This window comes from Calothrix sp. CBUCES-K 9914 (assembly GCF_059640475.1).
In genome coordinates this window covers 49,275-70,445 of the sequence record NZ_JBXXZH010000011.1, presented here as the reverse complement: position 1 = coordinate 70,445, position 21,171 = coordinate 49,275, and the positions used below count along the sequence as shown (strand labels likewise).

At 39.9% G+C, this 21,171-nt stretch carries 17 protein-coding genes; 13 read left to right on the top strand and 4 right to left on the bottom strand.

The genetic code is table 11. From position 1 onward, the window contains the following. Positions 1-113: 113 nt before the first annotated feature. On the bottom strand, positions 114-383 hold the full coding sequence (locus AC2JBO_RS04245) for a YciI family protein (RefSeq protein WP_496952380.1): 270 nt from the start codon (positions 381-383) through the stop codon (positions 114-116). Between the two features lie 87 nt (positions 384-470). Further along, positions 471-2,906, bottom strand: a complete 2,436-nt coding sequence (pheT, locus tag AC2JBO_RS04240) for a phenylalanine--tRNA ligase subunit beta (protein WP_496952379.1) — start codon at positions 2,904-2,906, stop codon at positions 471-473. A gap of 278 nt (positions 2,907-3,184) precedes the next feature. Between pheT and AC2JBO_RS04235 the strand changes: the two genes are divergently transcribed. Further along, the gene (locus AC2JBO_RS04235) at positions 3,185-4,054 is read left to right on the top strand and encodes a hypothetical protein (protein WP_496952378.1); all 870 of its coding nucleotides are present in this window, start codon (positions 3,185-3,187) and stop codon (positions 4,052-4,054) included. A 32-nt stretch (positions 4,055-4,086) separates the two neighbouring features. Here AC2JBO_RS04235 and AC2JBO_RS04230 read toward each other — a convergent pair whose 3' ends face one another. After that, positions 4,087-4,446: a response regulator transcription factor gene (locus AC2JBO_RS04230; RefSeq protein WP_496952377.1), complete on the bottom strand. Its 360-nt coding sequence runs from the start codon at positions 4,444-4,446 to the stop codon at positions 4,087-4,089. Between the two features lie 30 nt (positions 4,447-4,476). After that, complete coding sequence (locus AC2JBO_RS04225; protein ID WP_496952376.1) at positions 4,477-5,892, bottom strand: response regulator; 1,416 nt, start codon at positions 5,890-5,892, stop codon at positions 4,477-4,479. A gap of 624 nt (positions 5,893-6,516) precedes the next feature. On the opposite strand from AC2JBO_RS04225, the gene AC2JBO_RS04220 reads away from it, so the two are divergent. From AC2JBO_RS04220 to AC2JBO_RS04165, 12 genes are all read left to right on the top strand, one after another. After that, on the top strand, positions 6,517-7,191 hold the full coding sequence (locus AC2JBO_RS04220) for a vWA domain-containing protein (protein ID WP_496952375.1): 675 nt from the start codon (positions 6,517-6,519) through the stop codon (positions 7,189-7,191). A 50-nt stretch (positions 7,192-7,241) separates the two neighbouring features. Next, positions 7,242-8,021 (top strand): PP2C family serine/threonine-protein phosphatase, encoded by a 780-nt coding sequence (locus AC2JBO_RS04215; protein WP_496952374.1) that lies wholly within the window; start codon positions 7,242-7,244, stop codon positions 8,019-8,021. Positions 8,022-8,099: 78 nt separating this feature from the next. Further along, the gene (locus AC2JBO_RS04210; protein ID WP_496952373.1) at positions 8,100-10,286 is read left to right on the top strand and encodes a tetratricopeptide repeat protein; all 2,187 of its coding nucleotides are present in this window, start codon (positions 8,100-8,102) and stop codon (positions 10,284-10,286) included. Positions 10,287-10,876: 590 nt separating this feature from the next. Continuing rightward, positions 10,877-11,650, top strand: a complete 774-nt coding sequence (rfbF, locus tag AC2JBO_RS04205) for a glucose-1-phosphate cytidylyltransferase (protein ID WP_496952372.1) — start codon at positions 10,877-10,879, stop codon at positions 11,648-11,650. Between the two features lie 67 nt (positions 11,651-11,717). Further along, positions 11,718-12,932, top strand: coding sequence for an L-2-hydroxyglutarate oxidase (lhgO, locus tag AC2JBO_RS04200; protein ID WP_496952371.1), 1,215 nt, complete (start codon positions 11,718-11,720; stop codon positions 12,930-12,932). Positions 12,933-12,978: 46 nt separating this feature from the next. Then, positions 12,979-14,010 (top strand): NAD-dependent epimerase/dehydratase family protein, encoded by a 1,032-nt coding sequence (locus AC2JBO_RS04195; protein ID WP_496952370.1) that lies wholly within the window; start codon positions 12,979-12,981, stop codon positions 14,008-14,010. A gap of 168 nt (positions 14,011-14,178) precedes the next feature. After that, complete coding sequence (locus AC2JBO_RS04190) at positions 14,179-15,444, top strand: methyltransferase domain-containing protein (protein WP_496952369.1); 1,266 nt, start codon at positions 14,179-14,181, stop codon at positions 15,442-15,444. 75 nt (positions 15,445-15,519) lie between these two features. Further along, a complete protein-coding gene (locus AC2JBO_RS04185) occupies positions 15,520-16,527 on the top strand; it encodes a glycosyltransferase family 2 protein (RefSeq protein WP_496952368.1) in 1,008 nt (335 codons plus the stop codon). A gap of 58 nt (positions 16,528-16,585) precedes the next feature. Further along, the gene (locus tag AC2JBO_RS04180; protein WP_496952367.1) at positions 16,586-17,425 is read left to right on the top strand and encodes a phytanoyl-CoA dioxygenase family protein; all 840 of its coding nucleotides are present in this window, start codon (positions 16,586-16,588) and stop codon (positions 17,423-17,425) included. 130 nt (positions 17,426-17,555) lie between these two features. Beyond that, on the top strand, positions 17,556-18,107 hold the full coding sequence (gene rfbC / locus AC2JBO_RS04175; RefSeq protein WP_496952366.1) for a dTDP-4-dehydrorhamnose 3,5-epimerase: 552 nt from the start codon (positions 17,556-17,558) through the stop codon (positions 18,105-18,107). Positions 18,108-18,391: 284 nt separating this feature from the next. Beyond that, on the top strand, positions 18,392-19,642 hold the full coding sequence (locus AC2JBO_RS04170; protein WP_496952365.1) for a glycosyltransferase: 1,251 nt from the start codon (positions 18,392-18,394) through the stop codon (positions 19,640-19,642). A gap of 39 nt (positions 19,643-19,681) precedes the next feature. Then, complete coding sequence (locus AC2JBO_RS04165) at positions 19,682-20,992, top strand: NAD(P)H-dependent oxidoreductase (RefSeq protein WP_496952364.1); 1,311 nt, start codon at positions 19,682-19,684, stop codon at positions 20,990-20,992. Positions 20,993-21,171: the final 179 nt, after the last annotated feature.

Below are 21,171 nucleotides of genomic sequence, written 5' to 3'. Positions count from 1 at the left end.
GCTTCTTGATAAACTTTTGTGTTTTTGAGGTCATTGTTTAGAAACTGAGTTTATTTAAATACTACAAAAATTCCCGACACGCTTTACTGCGTTGTCGGGAATCTTGTTGATAATTAAAAAGCTTGAATCCATTCTCTAATAGTGTACTCAGTCCAAACGCCACTTTTCCAATAAGGGTCATTTTCGACTAACTGGCGTACAACGTCTTCGTTTTCAGCTTCATAAATACCAAAAACTTTTGTGACATCTTTGGTTGGTCCAATTGTAATTAGTACGCCTGATTCTTTTTGTTGTGCGAGTCCATCAAGATGTGCTTGACGATAAGGCGCCCGCTTTTCTAAAACGTCTTCGCAGTAGCTTCCCCACATTATATATTTAGTCATAATTCCTAACTCCTAAATTTGTAAGGTGCGTGACGCTACTAGATTATTCGTTTTATTTCATAATTTTTATGGCGTCACGCACCCTACCTAACTTCTTAAATTTACCCCGAATTTTTCAACTAGCGTATCACGGACTTTTTGGTGTACAGGTTCGATATCTTTATCGGTGAGGGTTCGCTCCAAAGACCGATATACAAGACGAAACGCTAAACTACGTTGTCCAGCAGGGACGTTTTCTCCTCGATATTCGTCGAATAATTCCACCGAGTCTAATAAATCTTTGCCCGATGCTCGAATTGCACGCTCTATTTTTGCAACAGTAAGTTCTATAGGAGCGAAGAAGGCAATATCACGGTCGGATGCTGGGTAAGTTGAATATGGTTTAAAGGTGGGAATTAATGTCTCTTCGCTATCTATAGCATCAAGCAAAACATTTAAATCTAGTTGAAACACGTAAACAGCATCTGGCAAATCCTTTTCTTTACGTAATTGAGGATGCAGTTGTCCAAATGTACCAAGTCGATTGCTACCAATCCATAATGAAGCTGTTCGTCCGGGATGCAAACGTGGGTCGCGGTGGTCGGGTTGGTATTCCACGTGTAAACTCATTTGGTGGAAAATATTATCTAACACACCTTTGGCTTCATACCAAGTTATAGGAGCATCTTTTCCACCGCGCGACCATTTACCAACGCTGTTATCGCCGCCAATAATACCACCAATTGCTTCAGTTTCCTGCAACCCGTTTTCTTCAAGCCAGAAAATTTGCCCAATTTCAAATCCGTTGAGGGCGCCGTTACCTTGTTCGAGGTTAAATTGGAAAGCATTAACCAAACCATTTATTAAATCGGTTCGCAGTGCTGAGTACTCTGTAAGTAAGGGGTTGCTCAATACAATTTGACGTTCTTCCCCTGGTTTTACTAAGGAATAATGAATTAACTCAGTTAAACCGGCACCACGCATTGCATAACGTAACTTGCGTACCATTTCCTGCTCAAACGATAAATAACCACCTTCCGCAGTTTCTGGCAAAGTGTCGCAGAAATTATCGTAACCGTAAAGACGGGCTACTTCCTCAATCAAATCGACTTCCCGTTCTAAGTCACGGTAACGATATGGTGGAACAACTACATTCCAAGTTTTATCCCCTGAAACGTTTAACTGACACCCTAACGCGGTGAGAATCCTTTCTACATCACTTGCTTGCAGTTCACCTGTATTATCATCACCCACACTTATAGGGCCAAGCAACTCATTTACACGGTCTAAACGTAAACTAAGTGTACGGCTCCATGTTGAACGGTCAGGACGAGTGTCAGCGATTTCTTGAGCAACAATTATACCACCACATAGTTCTTTAATCATCGTCAAAGCACGACGACAAGCTATTTCTATCCCCGCAAAATTTATACCACGCTCGTAACGTGATGATGCTTCGCTTCTTAATCCTACACTTCGTGACGAACGGCGAATTGCAACGTTATCAAACAGCGCTGCTTCTAAAACTATATTTTGCGTGCCTTCGTAAACTTCGCTTTCCTCACCACCCATGACACCAGCAAGGGCAACAGGTTTATTACCAGCAGTAATTAATAAATTTTGCGTATTGAGAGTACGAGTTTGTCCGTCAAGGGTCTTTAAAGTTTCGCCTGCCGAAGCAAATCTAACCCCAATAGTTATATCATCGTTACCAGGAACGATATTTTTTAAACGTTCGCGGTCAAATGCGTGTAGTGGTTGTCCCCATTCTAACAACACATAGTTAGTGATATCTACGACATTATTAATTGGGCGTGTACCGACAGCACGTAACTTTTGCTGTAACCAATCAGGTGACGGTGCAATTTTAACGTTTTCTATTACCGTACCAATGTAAGTAGGACAAGCTTTGGATTCTTCTATTTTTAAATTCAAAGCTTGTGATGCTGAAGTTGTAACGAATGGTGGTTCGGGTATCGATAGCTTCGCATTTGTAAGTGCGGCAACTTCGCGCGCAATGCCAACCATACTCAATGCATCCGCGCGGTTAGCTGTTGCCGTCACATCCAGTACCACATCGTCAAGTCCCAATAAAGGACGCACGTCGCTACCTAATTGTAAATCTCCAGTAAAAATATGGATTCCATCAACTTCAGTCGGTAGTCCCAGTTCCTTTAACGAACAAATCATCCCGTTAGAAGGTACTCCCCGCAATTTTGCAGGCTTAATCTTTAAATCTATATTAGGTAAGTATGTACCAATAACTGCTACTGGTACTAATATGTCCGCACGCACGTTCGAGGCGCCGCAAACAATATTTAAAGTTTCACCCGTACCGATATCAACTTGACAAACACTTAATTTATCGGCATTAGGGTGCTGTTCGCGCGCTTTAACACGTCCGACTACAACCCCCGATGCCCACGTGCGGCGGTCTTCAATATCTTCAACTTCAAACCCAGCCATAGTTAGGGTTTGAGCTAATTCTTCAGGAGTTTGCTTTATCTCTACTAATTCCCGTAGCCAGTTCAACGAAATACGCATTTGATTTTGATTGTGCGATTGGGGCAGCTTTTATAGTGAGGCACAGTCTATTTTAAAACGCTTGGAGCAAACTAGCTCATATATTAGGATTTTTGGCACGTTATAAATTCTAATTCCGATTTACTTCAATAGACGTATTTCACAATAGTGTTAATTGTCACAAAATTATATATGTATCAACTACACGTATAAGTAGGTAGGCGCCTTGTGAAACCATTGTAAGTGTTGAAATTAGGAAGTTTTATCAATTTATAAAAAGTTTTTTTTAGGAGAAGAAAATGACCGATAGAAAAAAAAGTAAACCAGTTACTAAGTCTAATACCTCTAAAACTGCCTCTAAAGCTGGTTCCAGTGCCAAAAGTGTAAGCAAGAAGACTCCAAAAGCCCAAGCGGAAAAAACACTTGACGCAGATGGTCAACGTCCCGTTGATGCTTCAGACTTAGAAATTAAGAGGAGACTTGATATTGATGGTAAGCGTCCTGTTGCCGCTGATACTTTCGAGGTCGTAGGTACTTATAATGTCGAAGGTGAGCGTTCCGAACCTAGTTCTTCGTTGGATGTTTCTGATAGCAAAATGGGTTACAAGACACTTGATGTAGATGGTCATCGCCCTATCGACCCTTCGGAATTAGAAATTAAGAGAACACTCGATATCGATGGTAAGCGTCCTGTTGCTGCTAGCACTTTCCAGGTCGTAGGTACTTATAACGTCGAAGGTAGACGTTCCGGAGCTAGTACTTCGTCGTTAGCTGTGAAAGAAACGAAAACTAAAAATAAAACTAAGAATAATAAAACGAAAAAACCCAAAGAGAACAAAACTCACAAAACTATAGATTTAGACGGTGAGCGTCCTATTGTCAAGAGCGACTTAGAATATAACAGCACTATAGATATAGATGGTCGGCGCCCTGTTGACCCCAGTTCTTTCGAGATGGTAGAAACTTATAATCTAGACGGGGAACGCCCGATTGGCTCAACTGATTCTGAGGTGGTGGATACAATAGATGTGGATGGTCAGCGTCCCATTGTGTCGAGCAACCTTGTTTATAATGAAACGATTGATATTGATGGTCAGCGCCCTGTTGAACCTAGCAATATAGAAGTAAAAGGCTCTTTTAATATAGATGGTGAGCGCCCTGTAACTTAAATCAAAAACCGGGACTTGACCCGGTTTCTCAATTAAACTAAAGATTGGATGGCACGCAACAATTCCTGTTTGCCAAAAGGCTTGGTCAAATAAAAGTCGGCGCCTTGACGCATACCCCAGATTTTATCAATTTCACCATCTTTAGAGCTACAAATAATGATTCGGATATTTTGAGTAGCTACGTTTCGTTTTAATTGACGACATAGCTCAAAACCACTCATCCCTGGCATCACAATGTCAGTGATGACAATATCGGGTAAATTGTTGAGAGCTTTTTTAAAACCGTCTTTAGCATCGTAAGCTTTGATAACTGAGTAACCACCATCTTCCAAATAGCAGTTGATTAACTCTAGCTGAGAAGGCGTATCGTCAACAACTAGAAGCGTTGTCATGTTTACTTATTCCTTTGATGAACGAAATAATTAAGTTAAGTGCATAAATACCATTTTGAGTAAGTCAGCTTGGGTAAAAGGTTTGGTTAAATACCCAGATGCACCAACTAACCGCGCTTTTACTTTATCTACAAGTCCCTTATTACCTGTCACCATAACGATTGGCGTTTTCTTGAACATCGAGTTATTACGGATAATTTTGCACAGTTCATATCCGTCTATACCATCCATGTTTAGGTCGAGCAAAATCAAGTCAGGTTTGTTACGAATAATCGACATTACTGCCTTCACTGGGTCATTGATTGTCACGACTGAGAAATTTTCATGCTCTAAAAAACGACTAATTTCTCTAAGCACAGTAGGACTATCATCAACGGAAACAATTTTATACACCTTGCGCTCGCTAGTTGGTGCCGTATCCCTAGGAGGATTGACAGACTGTCGCTGTTGACGCGGTGAATGAACTGCTTCTTGCTCTTGATAAGATAGGGGTTTTTCTGAAATGGTGGCGCCATTAGTTTCAATACGTTGAGTGAGCGTCAAGTTGCCAGTCAAGTTGGTAGTCACGTTTGCTGGTAGCTCAGTAACCAAATGATTCCCAACTAACTCGGTAGTATCGGTAATATAATTGGCAACCTGTTTCGACCCCTGATAAATCTGAGGTAACTTGTCGAAGGGAGGGTCTGGTTCATGAAGAACAATTTCTCCACTATTAATATACGGGTAAAGCTGCCGCACCATTTCAACTTCATCTTGGTTAACGATAACAGCTAAATGCCGTAGGCTAAACCCCTTCATCCAAGTTGCTAAATTCTGATGTATTACTGAAAGCTTTTGTTTTAATGTCTCTGTTGGTACTCGTAAGTAGGGACGCTGATAAGGCGATGAAACTTGCGGAGCTAACGATTTCCAACCAGCAAGAAGTTGATCGCACATCCCAAGTATTTTTTCTGTATCAATTCTACAAATAACTGGTAATTTATTTACAAGACTTATTAATTTGTAATTTCCTGTATTAAGTAATGAAAAAGATTCAAGAACTTCTTTGACCATTTCTTGAATCAAAATAGCTGCTTGAGTCGGATTGATATGGCGTTGGCTGACTAACCAGCAAATAGCTTGGTATTCAGGTGGCTGTTCGGGCAACTTGTCTAAATTATTTTCACCGTTGGAAAATTGTGTATCGGTTTCAAACATCAAACGCACTTGAACCCGAATTTCGCTGCTTAAAGCGCTTAACTGCTGGTCTAGACGGCGCAAATGCCTTTCCAAACGGTCGAAGGGTTCTACCGAGTGAGTAGCATAAATAATTTTTCCGTGTTCTAAGTATATTAGCCAAGTGACAGAGTTACTTAATACATATAAGCAAGTACTGTCATGACAGTTGGATAAGTGACGTAATAAACTTAGAGACCGTAATTTAGTGAATGTGCCTATAATGTTCATCTGCTTGGAGTTTTTCCAGTAGATTAGCTATAATATCGGCAATATTGATATGTTGCTCGATACAGTTATTGTAATTTTTATATCTTTCTATAGCGAAATTCTAGAGACTGATATGCATATATGGTACAAGCAATAAAAAAGACAATGACTATTGTTTTGTTACATTTTACATAACTACCTTTTTTTTAGCAGTTCGTATAATTGCAATTTCATAAGTCAAACCATAGATATAATGTTGGTAGGCCAGTTGGTTTGCATCACTATTTCATCAAATGTACAAGTCTTCTATATGAAAAATTTAAGAAATTCAGGGCAGGGAATGAAAAAATTATTGTATTCTATATGTTTATTCGGGCAGAATTGCAAAGTTGATTACAACAAGCAATCCTTACAAAAGCTAAATTTTTTTTACTCAAGTTATTTATGCTAAATCAAAAACCGTTATTGTTGGTGTTCTTGCGGGAGCTGTATATTTAATTATTGTATATTTAATTATTTTTTATAAGCTATCGACTACCAGCGCTGAAGCCAACGGTACTTCCACACTTAGCATTCGCTCTTGTTACATAAGTTTTTAATTTGAGTCAAAACAACGCATTGGATACTAGTATAGCACAAACAGTTATGTCTGATACATTAAGACTTGATGAAGTTGTAGAGTTCGCTGAAAATCCAGAACCGAGGTGCCCGTGTGTACTGTTACTCGATACTTCTGGCTCGATGCAAGGTACGGCAATCAGTGCTTTGAATCAAGGATTACAAACGTTTAAAGAAGAGTTAGTAAAGAATAGTTTAGCAGCCAGAAGAGTTGAGGTCGCCATTGTAACATTTGATAGCAACGTCAATATCGTACAGGATTTTGTCACGGCTGATTTGTTTAATCCACCAACTTTATCGGCACAGGGTCTTACTACTATGGGCGCCGGAATTCATAAAGCTTTGGATTTGATTACGGAGCGCAAAAATCAGTACCGTACAAATGGAGTTGCGTACTACCGACCTTGGGTATTCATGATTACCGATGGTGAGCCGCAGGGAGAATTTGAAGACGTTATGGAACAAGCCGCCTTACGTTTACAAACGGATGAAACCAATAAGCGTGTTGCATTTTTTACCGTCGGCGTGGAAAATGCTAATATGATGCGGTTGGGTCAAATAGGCGTCAGAAGCCCTTTAAAACTCCACGGCTTAAATTTTGTGGAAATGTTTGTATGGCTTTCAGCAAGCATGTCAGCCGTATCACACTCCAAAGTAGATGAACAGGTAGCACTACCTCCTATTGGCTGGGGTTCTGTTTAACCGTATTAGTGGTTAAATACTTTACACAGCTGTTGCACGTGAATAACTATATGAATACTTTGAAGCAAATGGTTCACTGGCGGGTTGTTGCCGCTTCTGTATGTGGCACCAGTCACGTAAAGAATGAGCAGCTGTGTCAAGATGCACATCATTGGCAAATTTTGCCTGATAATATTTTAGTGGCGGCTGTTGCAGATGGCGCCGGCTCCGCCAGATTAGGTAAAATAGGGGCTATGGTCGCCACTGAAGCTGCTGTTGAAAGTATTTCGATGCAGGAGATAAATCGACGTGCGCTACTTAGTGATGATTTCGTTCGTTCGCTTTTAACTAGTGCGATGGTAGCAGCGAAAAAATCAGTCGAGGAAGAAGCCGAAGCTTCCTCATCGTCACCTCTAGACCTAGCGTCAACATTAATAGTCACCGTTGCCACACCAGAAGGTGTTGCTGTAGCACAAATCGGTGACGGTGTTGCCGTAGCTAAAGATTACCAGGGAAACTTACTTGCACTTACCATGCCTGATAGTGGTGAGTATATTAATGAAACCACTTTTTTGACCTCTTTTGATTCTATCGATACTGCACAACTACGTTTATGGCGCCAGCCAATTGTTAACGTTGGTGTATTAACAGACGGATTGCAAATGCTAGCGATTAATATGGCAGTAGGTGCTCCGCACAAGCCGTTCTTTTTACCGTTATTTGAATTTGTCGCGAATATCGATGATAAATCAATAGCAAAAGAGCAGTTAGTCAAGTTTTTGCGTTCGGAGCGAATAACACAGCGTACTGACGATGATTTAACCCTAGTTTTAGCAGCACTGCAAGACTAGTTAATGGCGCCCCTTAGAATGTGGCTAGAGTATGTGATGAGATTTATTTAATATTATTCCCCTATTGTAATCCTCGAAATGCAGGTACTACGTTGTCTTCCCAACCAACAAAATCTTACTCTCAACCTCACCGTAAGTTTGGGGCGTGGCGGTGAAGCATGTATATATACGATACCGACTGATGCCAACTTAGTAGCTAAGATTTATCACAAGCCAAAAGAGGAATACTACAGTAAGCTTTCCGTAATGCTTGCTCATCCTCCAGAAAACCCAACAGCTTGTTTAGGACATATTTCGATAGCTTGGCCAACTGAACTACTGCACTCAAACGACGGTAGTAACAGCATCATCGGATTTTTAATGCCGCGCATTCGAGGAATGCGCCCAATTATAGATTTTTATAACCCTAGAACTCGTCGTCAGCATTGTCCATTATTTAGCTACCAATATCTAGTTCGCACCGCACGCAATTTAGCCGCAGCTTTCGCAGCTTTACACGCACGGGGTTATTGTATAGGAGATGTCAATGAATCGAATATTTTAGTCAGCGATACAGCACTAGTGACGTTGGTTGACACAGACTCGTTCCAAGTTCGTGACCCCGATAACAATATAGTTTATCGCTGTCCGGTTGGCAAACCTGAATTTACTCCTCCAGAATTACAAAATCATACATTCGCGACTACCGACCGCATTGTTGCCCACGACTTATTCGGGTTGGGAGTGTTGATTTTTCAACTCTTAATGGAGGGTACACATCCATTTTCGGGTATTTACCAAGGCATCGGCGAACCACCAACATACGAAGCTCGAATTGCTGCGGGACACTTTACATATAGTCGCATATCTCGTGTACCTTATATTCCTACTCCCGTAGCTCCGCCTTGGGAGATGTTACATCCAGCTTTACAAGAATTATTTAGACGCTGCTTTGAAGAAGGACATCATAATCCATTGGTTCGTCCCAGCGCTGCAACTTGGCTGTTGACACTTACCGAAGTTGAAGAATCACTTATTACCTGTACGGTTAATCCTCAGCACCGTTATAGTAATCATCTACATAGTTGTCCGTGGTGCGAGCGCAAGTTGCGTCTTGGGGGTCGTGACCCATTTCCATCACAGCGAGCAGTAGCAGCAAAAGAACATTTACAAAATCATATTCCTCGTAAAAAACCGCGCGCTACCACTATTCCTCGCGCACCCATCTCAAATCTTCCCCTCTCCCACCTTAACTATCGGCCGACAAATACTCCTTATAATAGTACCTACTACAAGCCCGCAAAGAAATCGAGATATTATCCAGTCGTGTTTTGTTTGCTCGCGTTTGGTTTGCTGGGGTATCTTGATGTCATGATCAAATTTACGAGCCGTCCGTTTCAGAGCGAGAACTCTATAACGCAAACGCTCGTTACCCCACAACAAAGTAGTCGAGACAATCTTAGCTTTAGTGATTACTACAAACAAGGTTACGCCTTCTACACTGTAAAAAATTACGAGGAGGCTATTAGTAAATTTACAAAAGCGATTCAAAAATTACCTTCTTATGCTAAAGCTTACGTTAACCGAGGCAATGCTCACTTTAACCTCAAACAGTACGAAGCTGCTTTAGCTGACTATAATCAAGCAATTAAAATCAACCCAACTGAGACCAAAGCTTACATTAGTCGAGGAAACACTCGTTTAATCCTTGCTGAATACAGCAGTGACCCTGATAAAGACTATAAAGGCGCCATTACCGATTTTAACGATGCTATTCGTCTCAACCCGTCGGAAATCGAAGCTTTAATTCGACGCGGAATTGTACGCGCGCAGATTGCAAAGTACAGCGGGGAATCACAGGACGACTACAAAAAAGCCATCGAAGATTTTAACCAAGCGCTTAGTCTCAACCCGAAGCGTGCTGAAGCTTACTATCAACGTGGTTTAGTACGGTATCAAATCGCACAGTATAGCAGTGAATTCGACAAAGAATATCGACGCGCGATTAGTGATTTTGACGAGGCACTCAATATTAACCCACAAATGGCGAAAGTATATCTCAAGCGTGGTATCGTTCGCTATGAACTCGCGCAATATGGAGGTAAGCAGTCAGGTCAGTACCACATACAAGCTGTAGATGATTTACAGCGAGCTGCCAAGATTTCTCTCCAACAAGAAGATATGGAGAGTTATCAGCAAGCTTTGAGCAGTATTTGCGTGGTCATTGAAAATAAGTGCGACGCATTTTTTCAACACTCGAATATCTTAAACAAAACAAATCAGTAGATAAATTGCCGATATTTGTCTCAAACCCCTCTGGCACCCTTATTATTAGGAAATCTAGGGGGGTAATTTTGTACCACAAAAACTTTATATTTATTTTATACATATAATCTGGATATTGAAAGTCTTTACATTCTCTTCATACACTAAATAACGGCACCAGTGTAAACTTTTAAGTTGTACGTAACTTATATTACAAACATGAGAATTAATAATTAACAAATAATCATCAACAACATAGGATTTCTAAAAGATATCACCAGATAATTACTGATGATAATAGTGATGAATTAACTATACTTATTGCGCGTGTAAACATTGGTAGCACGATTCGGTATTCGTATTAATTCTATGAATTATTGATTAGCTATAAAGTCATTAATATCAAATATTAGTGAGTAAAAAGCTTTTTGGTTTTTTCATAGATAAAACAAGTTTATTTACCTTGGCTTTACACACAACTGTAGGAAATACGGTTAGATTATATACTTAGAAATCGAATAAACGACTGTTATTAATTCGGTAAGCACTTTTTAAAGTGCAAGCAAAATTAAATATTTAATAATTTACCTAATAATTTTTAGAGGGATTTCATGAAAGCAGTGATTTTGGCTGGGGGACTAGGAACACGTTTGAGTGAAGAAACAAGCGTTAGACCAAAGCCAATGGTAGAAATCGGTGGAAAGCCTGTTTTATGGCACATTATGAAAATCTATTCCGCTCACGGTATTAATGATTTCATAATTTGCTGCGGTTACAAAGGCTATGTTATCAAAGAATACTTTGCTAACTACTTTTTACACATGTCAGATGTGACATTTGACATGCGTTTTAACCAAATGAACGTACATGCAGGTAATGCAGAACCTTGGCGCGTTACCTTGGTTAATACAGGTGACAGCACCATGACAGGTGGAAGGTTAAAGCGAGTCAAAGAACACGTAGGTAATGAAACTTTCTGCTTCACTTACGGTGATGGTGTCAGCGATGTCAACATTACAGAGCTATTAAAATTTCATCAAGAGCAAAAAACACTAGCTACATTAACTGCGGTTCAGCCACCAGGTCGTTTCGGTGCAATAGTACTAGGGCAAGAACAAACTAAAATTTCCAGCTTTCGAGAAAAACCTGAAGGTGATGGAGCTTGGATAAACGGTGGATATTTTGTATTAGAACCAGAAGTTATTGATTTAATTTCTGATGACGCTACTATCTGGGAGCAGGAACCATTAGAGAAGCTCGCTGAAAAAGAGCAGCTGTCTGCCTACAAGCATCATGGTTTTTGGCAACCAATGGATACTTTACGAGATCGAAACTACCTCGAAGACTTATGGAACAAAAATAAGGCGCCTTGGAAAGCTTGGTAGGAAATTTCAACTTTTAACTCAGAAATTTTTCATTTTTTTGTTTTGCAGTTACAGGGTTATTATATCAATGTACGATTTCGCCATTATCGGTGGAGGTATTGTCGGTCTTTCTACCGCAATGACTCTAGGGAAGCGCTATCCGAATGCTCGGATTTTAGTTCTTGAAAAAGAAAATAATTGGGCATTCCACCAAACAGGAAATAATAGCGGTGTTATTCACTCTGGTGTTTATTACAAACCAGGAAGCTTTAAAGCTAAGTTTTGTCGTGATGGCGCCACTTCGATGGTTCAATTCTGCCAAGAACATAATATTGACCACGAAGTTTGCGGTAAGGTTATTGTCGCCACAAACGACCAAGAACTTCCTCGTCTCGAAAATCTCTACAATCGCGGCTTGGAAAATGGTATTAAAGTAAAACGAATCACACCCGAAGAAGTCAAAGAAATTGAGCCTCACGTCAAAAGCGTTGGTGGAATTCGTGTTTACTCTACTGGTATTGTTAACTACAAACAAGTTTGCCTAAAGTACGCAGAGATCATTCAACGCCAAGGTGGAGACCTGCGACTTAATACTAAGGTATTACGGATTGCACCAAGTGGTAAAAATCAAGTACTCGAAACTAATAAGGGCAGCTTTGAAACACGGTTTGTAATTAACTGTGCAGGATTACATAGTGATCGCGTTGCAAAACTTAATAATGTTGACCCGAAAGCGAAAATAGTACCTTTCCGTGGTGAATATTATGAACTCGTTCCAGAAAAGCGATATCTTGTTAAAACTTTAATCTATCCAGTCCCAAATCCTGATTTTCCATTTTTGGGTGTACACTTTACACGTATGATTGATAACAGCGTCCATGCAGGGCCAAATGCTGTTCTAAGTTTCAAGCGTGAAGGTTACACAAAGACTGATTTTGATCTACGGGATTTTGCAGAAGTCATGACTTTCCCAGGATTCTGGAAACTGGCAGCAAAACATGCGGACGAAGGTATTAAGGAAATTATTCGTTCCTTTAGTAAAGCTGCTTTTGTAAAAAGCTTACAACAATTGATCCCAGAAGTTCAGGCTTCAGATGTAGTTCCGACTCACGCGGGTGTACGCGCGCAAGCATTAATGGATGATGGCAAACTGGTAGACGACTTTTTGATTATTCATGGTCAAAACAGTATCAATGTATGTAATGCTCCTTCTCCAGCTGCAACCTCTTCACTCGAAATAGGGAAAGCAATCGTTGCTCAAATCCCAGAACAATCACATTTAAACACAGCAATCAAAGCATAGAAAGACACAAAAACATTAAGTAATTAATACAAAGGAATTAATGAACATGAAAGTACTTGTTACAGGAACCGAAGGTTACTTAGGCTCACTTCTTCCTACGCTGCTTTTTGAACGCGGACATGAAGTTATCGGTGTAGATATTGGCTACTACAAAGTTGGTTGGTTATATAACGGTACAGAAATCACTGCTAAAACTCTCAACAAAGATATTCGCCATATCAGTGCTGAAGATTTACAAGGTGTTGATGCAGTTGTTCACATGGCGGAACTCTCAAATGATCCCGCAGGTCAACTTGCACCTCACATAACCTACGATATTAACCACAAAGGCTCGGTACGTCTTGCCAAATTGGCAAAAGAAGTTGGAATTCGCCGTTTTGTTTACATGTCTTCATGTAGCGTATACGGTGTAGCAACTGAAGGAGACGTTACAGAAGAATCTCCGGTTAATCCTCAAACAGCTTATGCTGAGTGCAAAACGTTAGTAGAGCGTGATGTGGCGCCACTTGCTTCGGATGATTTTTCGCCTACATTTATGCGGAATGCCACAGCTTTCGGAGCTTCACCTCGGATGCGGTTTGACATCGTGTTAAACAACTTGTCGGGACTAGCGTGGACAACAAAAGAGATCAAAATGACAAGTGACGGTACTCCTTGGCGCCCACTTGTTCATGCTCTGGATATTTGTAAGGCAATTGTTTGCGCGTTAGAAGCACCGCGCGACATTGTTCATAATCAAATATTTAATGTTGGTGACACTTCAAATAACTACCGCGTTAAAGAAATTGCCGAAATTATTGCCGACATTTTTACAGGTTGTAAATTAAGCTTTGGTGAAAATGGCGCCGATAATCGTAGCTACCGAGTATCATTTGAGAAAATCAACACGGTATTACCTGGCTTTAAATGCGATTGGAATGCTCAACGTGGCGCCCAGCAGTTGTACGATTTGTTTAAGCAAATTGATATGACTGAAGAAACTTTCACATCTAGAGGTTTTACTCGATTAAAACAGCTTGAATACTTAATTCGTACTCAGCAAATCGACAACAATTTCTTTTGGGTGAAAAACAGTTAATGTTAAAGGTCGTAACAAGCTTGCAATAAGTTCGTAATACGGGTGCAATCTTCTTATTGTAAGTTTGTAATAAGCACAGCAGTAAGCACTTTAGTACTTGTCTAAAGAAAGCAGTAAAGTGCTTAAAATAACGATCTAATTCACATCTACTTATCAAGGGGCAAACTTATGGCAAAGGCGCAATGTCGATTCAACGGTCAACCACTTCAATACACATTTGTTGACTTAGGCATGTCCCCTTTAGCAAACTCTTATCTGAATTCAGACCAACTTAACCAAGCTGAGAAGTTCTACCCTCTCCATGCTTACGTTTCTGAAGACACATTATTAGTTCAACTTGAACAATTTGAAACTCCAGATAATATCTTTAGCGATTATGCTTACTTTTCTTCATACTCAGAAAGCTGGTTGAAACATGCCAAATCTTACACCAATCTCATGGTTGAAACATTTGGTTTCAACCACAACAGTCAAGTGATCGAAATCGCTAGCAACGACGGCTATCTTCTTCAATATTTTCAAGAAAAGGGTATTCCTGTATTAGGTATTGAACCCGCTGCTAATATTGCAAAAGTTGCTCAGGAAAAAGGTATTCCTAGCGTTGTTAAATTCTTTGGTGTTCAAACTGCAAAAGAACTAGTTTTACAAGGTAAGCAAGCAGATTTACTGTTAGGAAACAACGTTTTAGCGCATGTACCTAACTTAAATGACTTCATCGCTGGGATGAAAATTATCCTCAACAAGAGCGGTATTCTCACAATGGAGTTTCCCCACGTTCTACAACTTATAGAACAAAATCAGTTCGATACAATATATCACGAACATTTCTCTTATTTTTCTTTCTTAACGGTTGAAAAGATTTTTGCCGCACATAACTTGACGTTATTCGATGTTGAAGAGCTACCAACACATGGCGGTTCGCTACGAATATACGCAAAGCATGACACTGCTGTATTTCCTGCTATTAGCGAACGGGTTTACCAACTTAAACAAAAAGAATTTGCTGCTGGACTCGATAAAATCGAAACTTATATAACTTTCGGTGAAAAAGTTAAAGCGACCAAGCGAAAACTTTTAAATTTTATGCTGTCAGCGAAAGCTGAAGGTAAAACCATAGTAGGATATGGGGCGCCTGCAAAAGGCAACACATTATTAAATTACTGCGGTATTGGTACTGATTTTATTGATTACACCGTAGACCGTAACCCTCACAAACAAGGTTTATATTTACCTGGTACTCATATACCAATTCTTCATCCTGACACAATTCAACATACTAAGCCTGATTACGTTCTAATTTTACCTTGGAATCTTAAGGAAGAAATTATGGAACAAATGGCATTTATTGGTGAATGGGAAGGAAAGTTTGTTGTTCCGATTCCAGAGGTAACAATTATACCTTCTCACGCACGTCAACTGCTGTTATCAGCATAGAGATTTTACTTTCAGTAGTAGGTGGGGCTATGCCCTACTTACATTTATCCTTATATATTATATAATCTAAACCCGATGAACTCTAAATTACTGACAATAGCAATTCCAACTTACAACCGTGCCCAATCGCTTGATAGGCAAATAGCTTGGCTCGTCGATGCTATTAAAGGTTTTGAAACAGATTGCGAAATATTAGTTTCTGATAACTGCTCAACAGATAATACTCCAGAGATTGTAAAGAAATGGCAAAGTCAAGTTAGTAATATTACCTTTAGATATAATAGAAATGATACAAATTTAGGAGTATTAAAAAATGTTAGCCATTGCTTGAAAGCTGCGACAACGAAATACGTTTGGACTATTGGTGACGATGACCCAATTCAAACTCGCGCTGTTAGCTACGTTTTGAAGCGAGTCAAAGAACAAGAAGATATTTCGTTAATATTTCTAAATTTCTCTGGGCGTAATCAAATTACTGGTGAAGACATTCATCCACCTACCATTATTGGAAATCGCTGGTTTGACGCGAATGCTGATGATGGAAATGGTGATAGTAAAGCAATTTATGAACATTGCTTTGAGAAAAGCATCGGTGCCGTAATTTTCTTAACTGCAACAATTTATAAAACTGAGCTTGTCAAAAAAGCGCTCAATTATTGGCCAGATGCTGAAAATAACTGGATATTTTTAGCTTACTTAGCTGGATATTGTGCAGCAAGAGGTAGAATTATTGTCACTACAGACAACTTCATGGAATGTGTTGTTGGTGTTAGCTACTGGCAAAAAGATCCAAAATCAGCGTTGCTAATGCAGTACAAGCATACACCAGAAGTAATAATTAAATTAGAGGAAACTGGATATTCTAAACAATTTTGTCGGCGGATGATACTGCAGTCACTTAGAGAAGCTAATCTCAAAGTACTTTTAGGCGCCGCTCGTCGATGGCCTTTCTATACGCTCAAGATAGTAATTCCTTTTTGGATTTTAGTAGCACTGTCCGCTTTACAGTTAATCAAGCTTAATAAAGCTTCAAATAAGAAAGAATCAGATCAATTACAAATCAATGCAAGTGCTAGTAATTAAATTAATTTCAAGGCGCGCGCATTGATGATGTGTTGTCAAACTATACTTGGAAAATGTCATGCTCAAGGCAATTACACAAAAATTTAATGTCTTAAAATCAGAACTTGACTATCGAGTGGCACTTTCAAATCATGCACCTAAGCTACCTGCTCTTGAAGAAAAAGATGCTGATATTGTACGTGTACTCTTAACTGAAGGAGTTTGTCAAACTTCGCTCGACGAATTGGGACTTAGTTCATCTCTAGAACTACTTCGCGCGTCGTCCGCATATCTAACTCAGATGGTGTCACCACAACTAGGCAGCAAGGGTCAAAAATTACCGCAAATCTATACAGTAACTGATATTTCTGAATTTTCGCGCTGGGGTAACGAGGAAAGGTTGCTTAATATTATAGAAAATTATATTGGTTTACCAGTCGCATTTCAGGGTGTACACTTACGTAAGGATTTTCCAAACGAAGACCAGTTTGGCACCTTATTATGGCATAAAGACTCTGAAGACCGTCGTATTATTAAAGTTTTCGTATATTTAAATGACGTAGAGCCAGAACACGGACCATTTGAATATGTACCTAGAAATTATACTCGACTATATAACCTAAATTACTATCAAACCTATTATCAATTATGGCGGTCAGGTTATTTAGGTATTGAAGATAAAACTCTCGATTCTATTATTCCTAGGTCAGCTTGGAAATCGTGCCCAGGAAAAGCGGGTACAGTTTTACTAGCAGATACAAAAGCAATTCTCCATCACGGTACGCTACGCACTAAAGAACGTTCGGCCTTGTTTTACGTTTACACAGCCAATCCGCCAAAAAATCCTCAAGATTGTACACAATATTGGGATGATACTTTTGCGAAACCAAAACCGATTGAACAAGGCATAGCTTTTTGACGAAATAGTTTCGTTAGTAGAAACCGAACTGTATGCACCAATATTATAAAGAAACATTAATTCTTTACAATTTGCAAATATTTAAGTAATTGTACAGAATAACAATATCGTTTTGAGGTAGTATTTTTTTATGATTTTTAAAGAAACCGAGCTTCAAGGTGCATTCACAGTTGACCTCGAAGAAAAACACGATCACCGTGGTTTTTTTGCTCGCACGTTCTGCGCTCAAGATTTTGAGCAGCATGGATTAAAACCTGTTGTTGCTCAGTGTAACTTGTCCTATAACTATAAAAAAGGAACGTTACGTGGGATGCACTATCAAGTGGCGCCCGCAGAAGAAACAAAGTTAGTGCGGTGTACATCTGGCTCAATTTACGATGTAATCATCGATATGCGTCCGGAGTCGCCAACATTTTTACAGCATTTCGGAGTGGAACTCAGCGCAAATAATCGACGTGCGCTCTACATTCCAGAAATGTTTGCTCATGGTTATCAAGCGCTTACCGATGATGCAGAAGTTGTGTATCAAGTCGGTGAGTTCTACACTCCTGGTTACGAGCGCGGCTTACGTTATAATGACCCATTTTTTAATATTCAATGGCCTTTGGAAGTTACCGAAATTTCGTCCAAGGACATGAACTGGCCTTTGTTACGCGCAACGGTTGTAGGCGGCAGTGTTTAGTTAACTCCAAATCAAAATTTTTTCTGAAATTTTTTCTTGTGGGATGGGCAGCAAAGCCCGTTCCGACATCAGGGGCATCCTGCAAGTCCTATACTAAGGGCATTTTGCACGTCCGAATAACTAAAGGCGTCCTCGCCCGTCCCATACTAGAGGCATCCTGCATGTCCAATACTAAGGGCACAAAAAGTCCGTCCTAATATATATAAGGGCGGGCAAGGATGCCCACCCCACAAGATGGTTAGTGATTGATCTAATTAGTAGGGTTAGTTAATTCGGGGTGGAAAATGTTAGGAATCACAAGTAAAGTAGGTAGATTGTTCTCTCTAGTTTCTAGAAAAATTAGCGCACGCATCGAATATATTAGCAAGTTAAAAGTTATTTCGCTGAAGCCGCAAACTCCATCTATCGGAAATATGCTGCTTTCTTATCGAATTGAACCATTTCTTTTACAGGCAGCAGGCAAACCTATTCCGAATGATCAAAGTTGGAACTGGGAATGTTTGATAATTGCTCAAACTTTTTTGGATATAGGCTACAGCGTTGATGTAATTCAGTTCCACAACGAAGAATTTCGCCCTACTAAAAAATATGACTTTTTTATCGACATCCGCCATCGTCTTGAATCTTTGGCGCCTGTCCTTGACCCTGACTGTATAAAAATACTGCATGTTGATATTGCCAACATGATGTTCCGTAACTTAGCTGAGTATAAAAGACTTTATGACTTGCAGCAACGACGTGGTATCACCATGCATCCACAACGCTACGAGGAAATTAATTTAGGTATTGAAAATGCCGATTACGCAACAGTACTAGGTAATGACTTTACCTGTGGGACGTTTGCGTATGCTCAAAAGCCGATGTATCAAATTCCAATTTCCTCCGCTGTAGTTTGTCCTTGGGCAGAAGATAAAGATTTTGAAGCTGTAAAAAAACGGTTTTTATGGTTTGGAAGTAATGCTTTAGTACTAAAAGGTTTAGATTTAGCTCTCGAAGCGTTTGCTCAAATGCCTGATTATCATTTAACAGTTTGTGGTCCGGTCGATAGCGATAAAGTATTCGAGCGTGCCTATCATAAGGAATTATATGAAACTCCTAATATTCACGCTTACGGGTGGATTAACGTTGGTAGCCAAGATTTCTTAGATTTGACGAAAAATACTTTAGGACTAATTTATCCTTCAGCTTGTGAAGGACAAGCAGGTGCTGCTATTACCGCGATGCAAGCTGGGTTGATTCCAGTTCTGAGCTATGAAACAGGCGCCGATGTGTATGATTTTGGTGTAATTCTCAAAGACTGCTCGATTGAAAAGATCAAGGCAGCAATTCAATCGGTATCTAACCGACCAGCGGAAGAACTCAAAACAATGTCTCACAAGGCATGGGAGTATGCAAGAAACAATCACACCAAAGAACACTTTGCAATTGCTTACCGTAATGCCATAAAAGACATTATTCGGATTCGTAGTATAACAGAAAAGTCTGGCAACCCAGAACAATCAGATAAATCATTAGCCGGTGCTATCCCCATATAAACCCGATTTCTGTAAACTTAGAAGACTTAGGAGAATAGTGTGATAATTGTTGACACCGCCTTACAAGCTCGTCACGAAGCAGGTAATCCTGTTAGAGTTGGAATGATTGGTGCGGGATTTATGGGACGAGGAATTGCTAATCAAATTGCTAATTCAGTTCCTGGTATGGAATTAGTAGCAATCTCGAATCGAAATCTCGATGCTGCCAAGCGGGCGTATTCTGAAGCAGGGATTGAAAATTTAAAAACTGTAGCAACCGTAACAGATTTAGAAGACACAATCAAGAGTGGAGGGTATGCTGTCACCGAAGATGCGATGCTATTGTGCCGTGCAGAAGGAATTGATGCACTAATCGAAGTAACTGGTGCCGTTGAATTTGGCGCCCACATCGTGATGGAAGCGATAGCAAATCGCAAGCACGTGGTAATGATGAATGCCGAGCTTGATGGCACGATTGGCGCAATTCTAAAAGTTTACGCTGATAAAGCTGGTGTAATTTTAACAGCTTGCGATGGTGATCAACCAGGCGTACAGCTAAATCTATACCGTTTTGTTAAAAGTATCGGCTTAACTCCACTGTTGTGCGGTAATATAAAGGGCTTGCAAGACCCCTATCGTAACCCAACTACTCAAGAAGCATTTGCGAAACGCTGGGGACAAAAACCTAGTATGGTGACAAGCTTTGCAGATGGAACCAAAATATCGTTTGAACAGGCAATCGTCGCAAATGCTACAGGTATGAAGGTTGCCAAACGCGGTATGTTAGGGTATGACTTTACTGGTCATGTCGATGAAATGACATCGATGTACGATGTTGACCAACTTAAAGAATTGGGAGGCATTGTTGATTATGTCGTTGGCACCAAACCTGGCCCAGGTGTATTTGTGTTTGGCTCCCACGATGATCCAAAACAGCAGCACTACTTGAACCTTTATAAATTAGGTGAAGGTCCACTTTACAGTTTTTACACCCCTTATCACCTCTGTCACTTTGAAGTTCCCCTCTCCGTCGCGCGCGTCGTTCTTTTCAGTGACTATATATTGGCGCCAAAAGGAAAGCCATTAGTCGATGTCGTGACTACTGCCAAAATTAATCTTAAAGCTGGTGAAACGTTAGATGGTATCGGTTATTACATGACATACGGACAGTGTGAAAATTCAGAAGTTGCTCAACAGCAAAAATTATTGCCAATGGGTTTAGCGGAAGGATGTCGTCTAAAGCGTGATATTGCGAAAGACCAGGTACTAACTTATGATGATGTAGAGTTACCCCAAGGTAGACTTTGTGACAAATTGCGTACTGAACAAGATGCATACTTTGCACAAAGAACAATGGCAACTGTTGGATAACCTAATGAAGGATAGCTTCATTCAATTGAAGTGAAATTTACGCAGTGTAGCGAATAATTTACATTTGGCAGTCGAAATTTAAAATCTCTGTAAATATATTGCGAAGAATGAGCTTAAATACTTTGAGTGCCCATATGATAATTACATCGCTACCTACTGCTAATTCCAACTAATTTAAA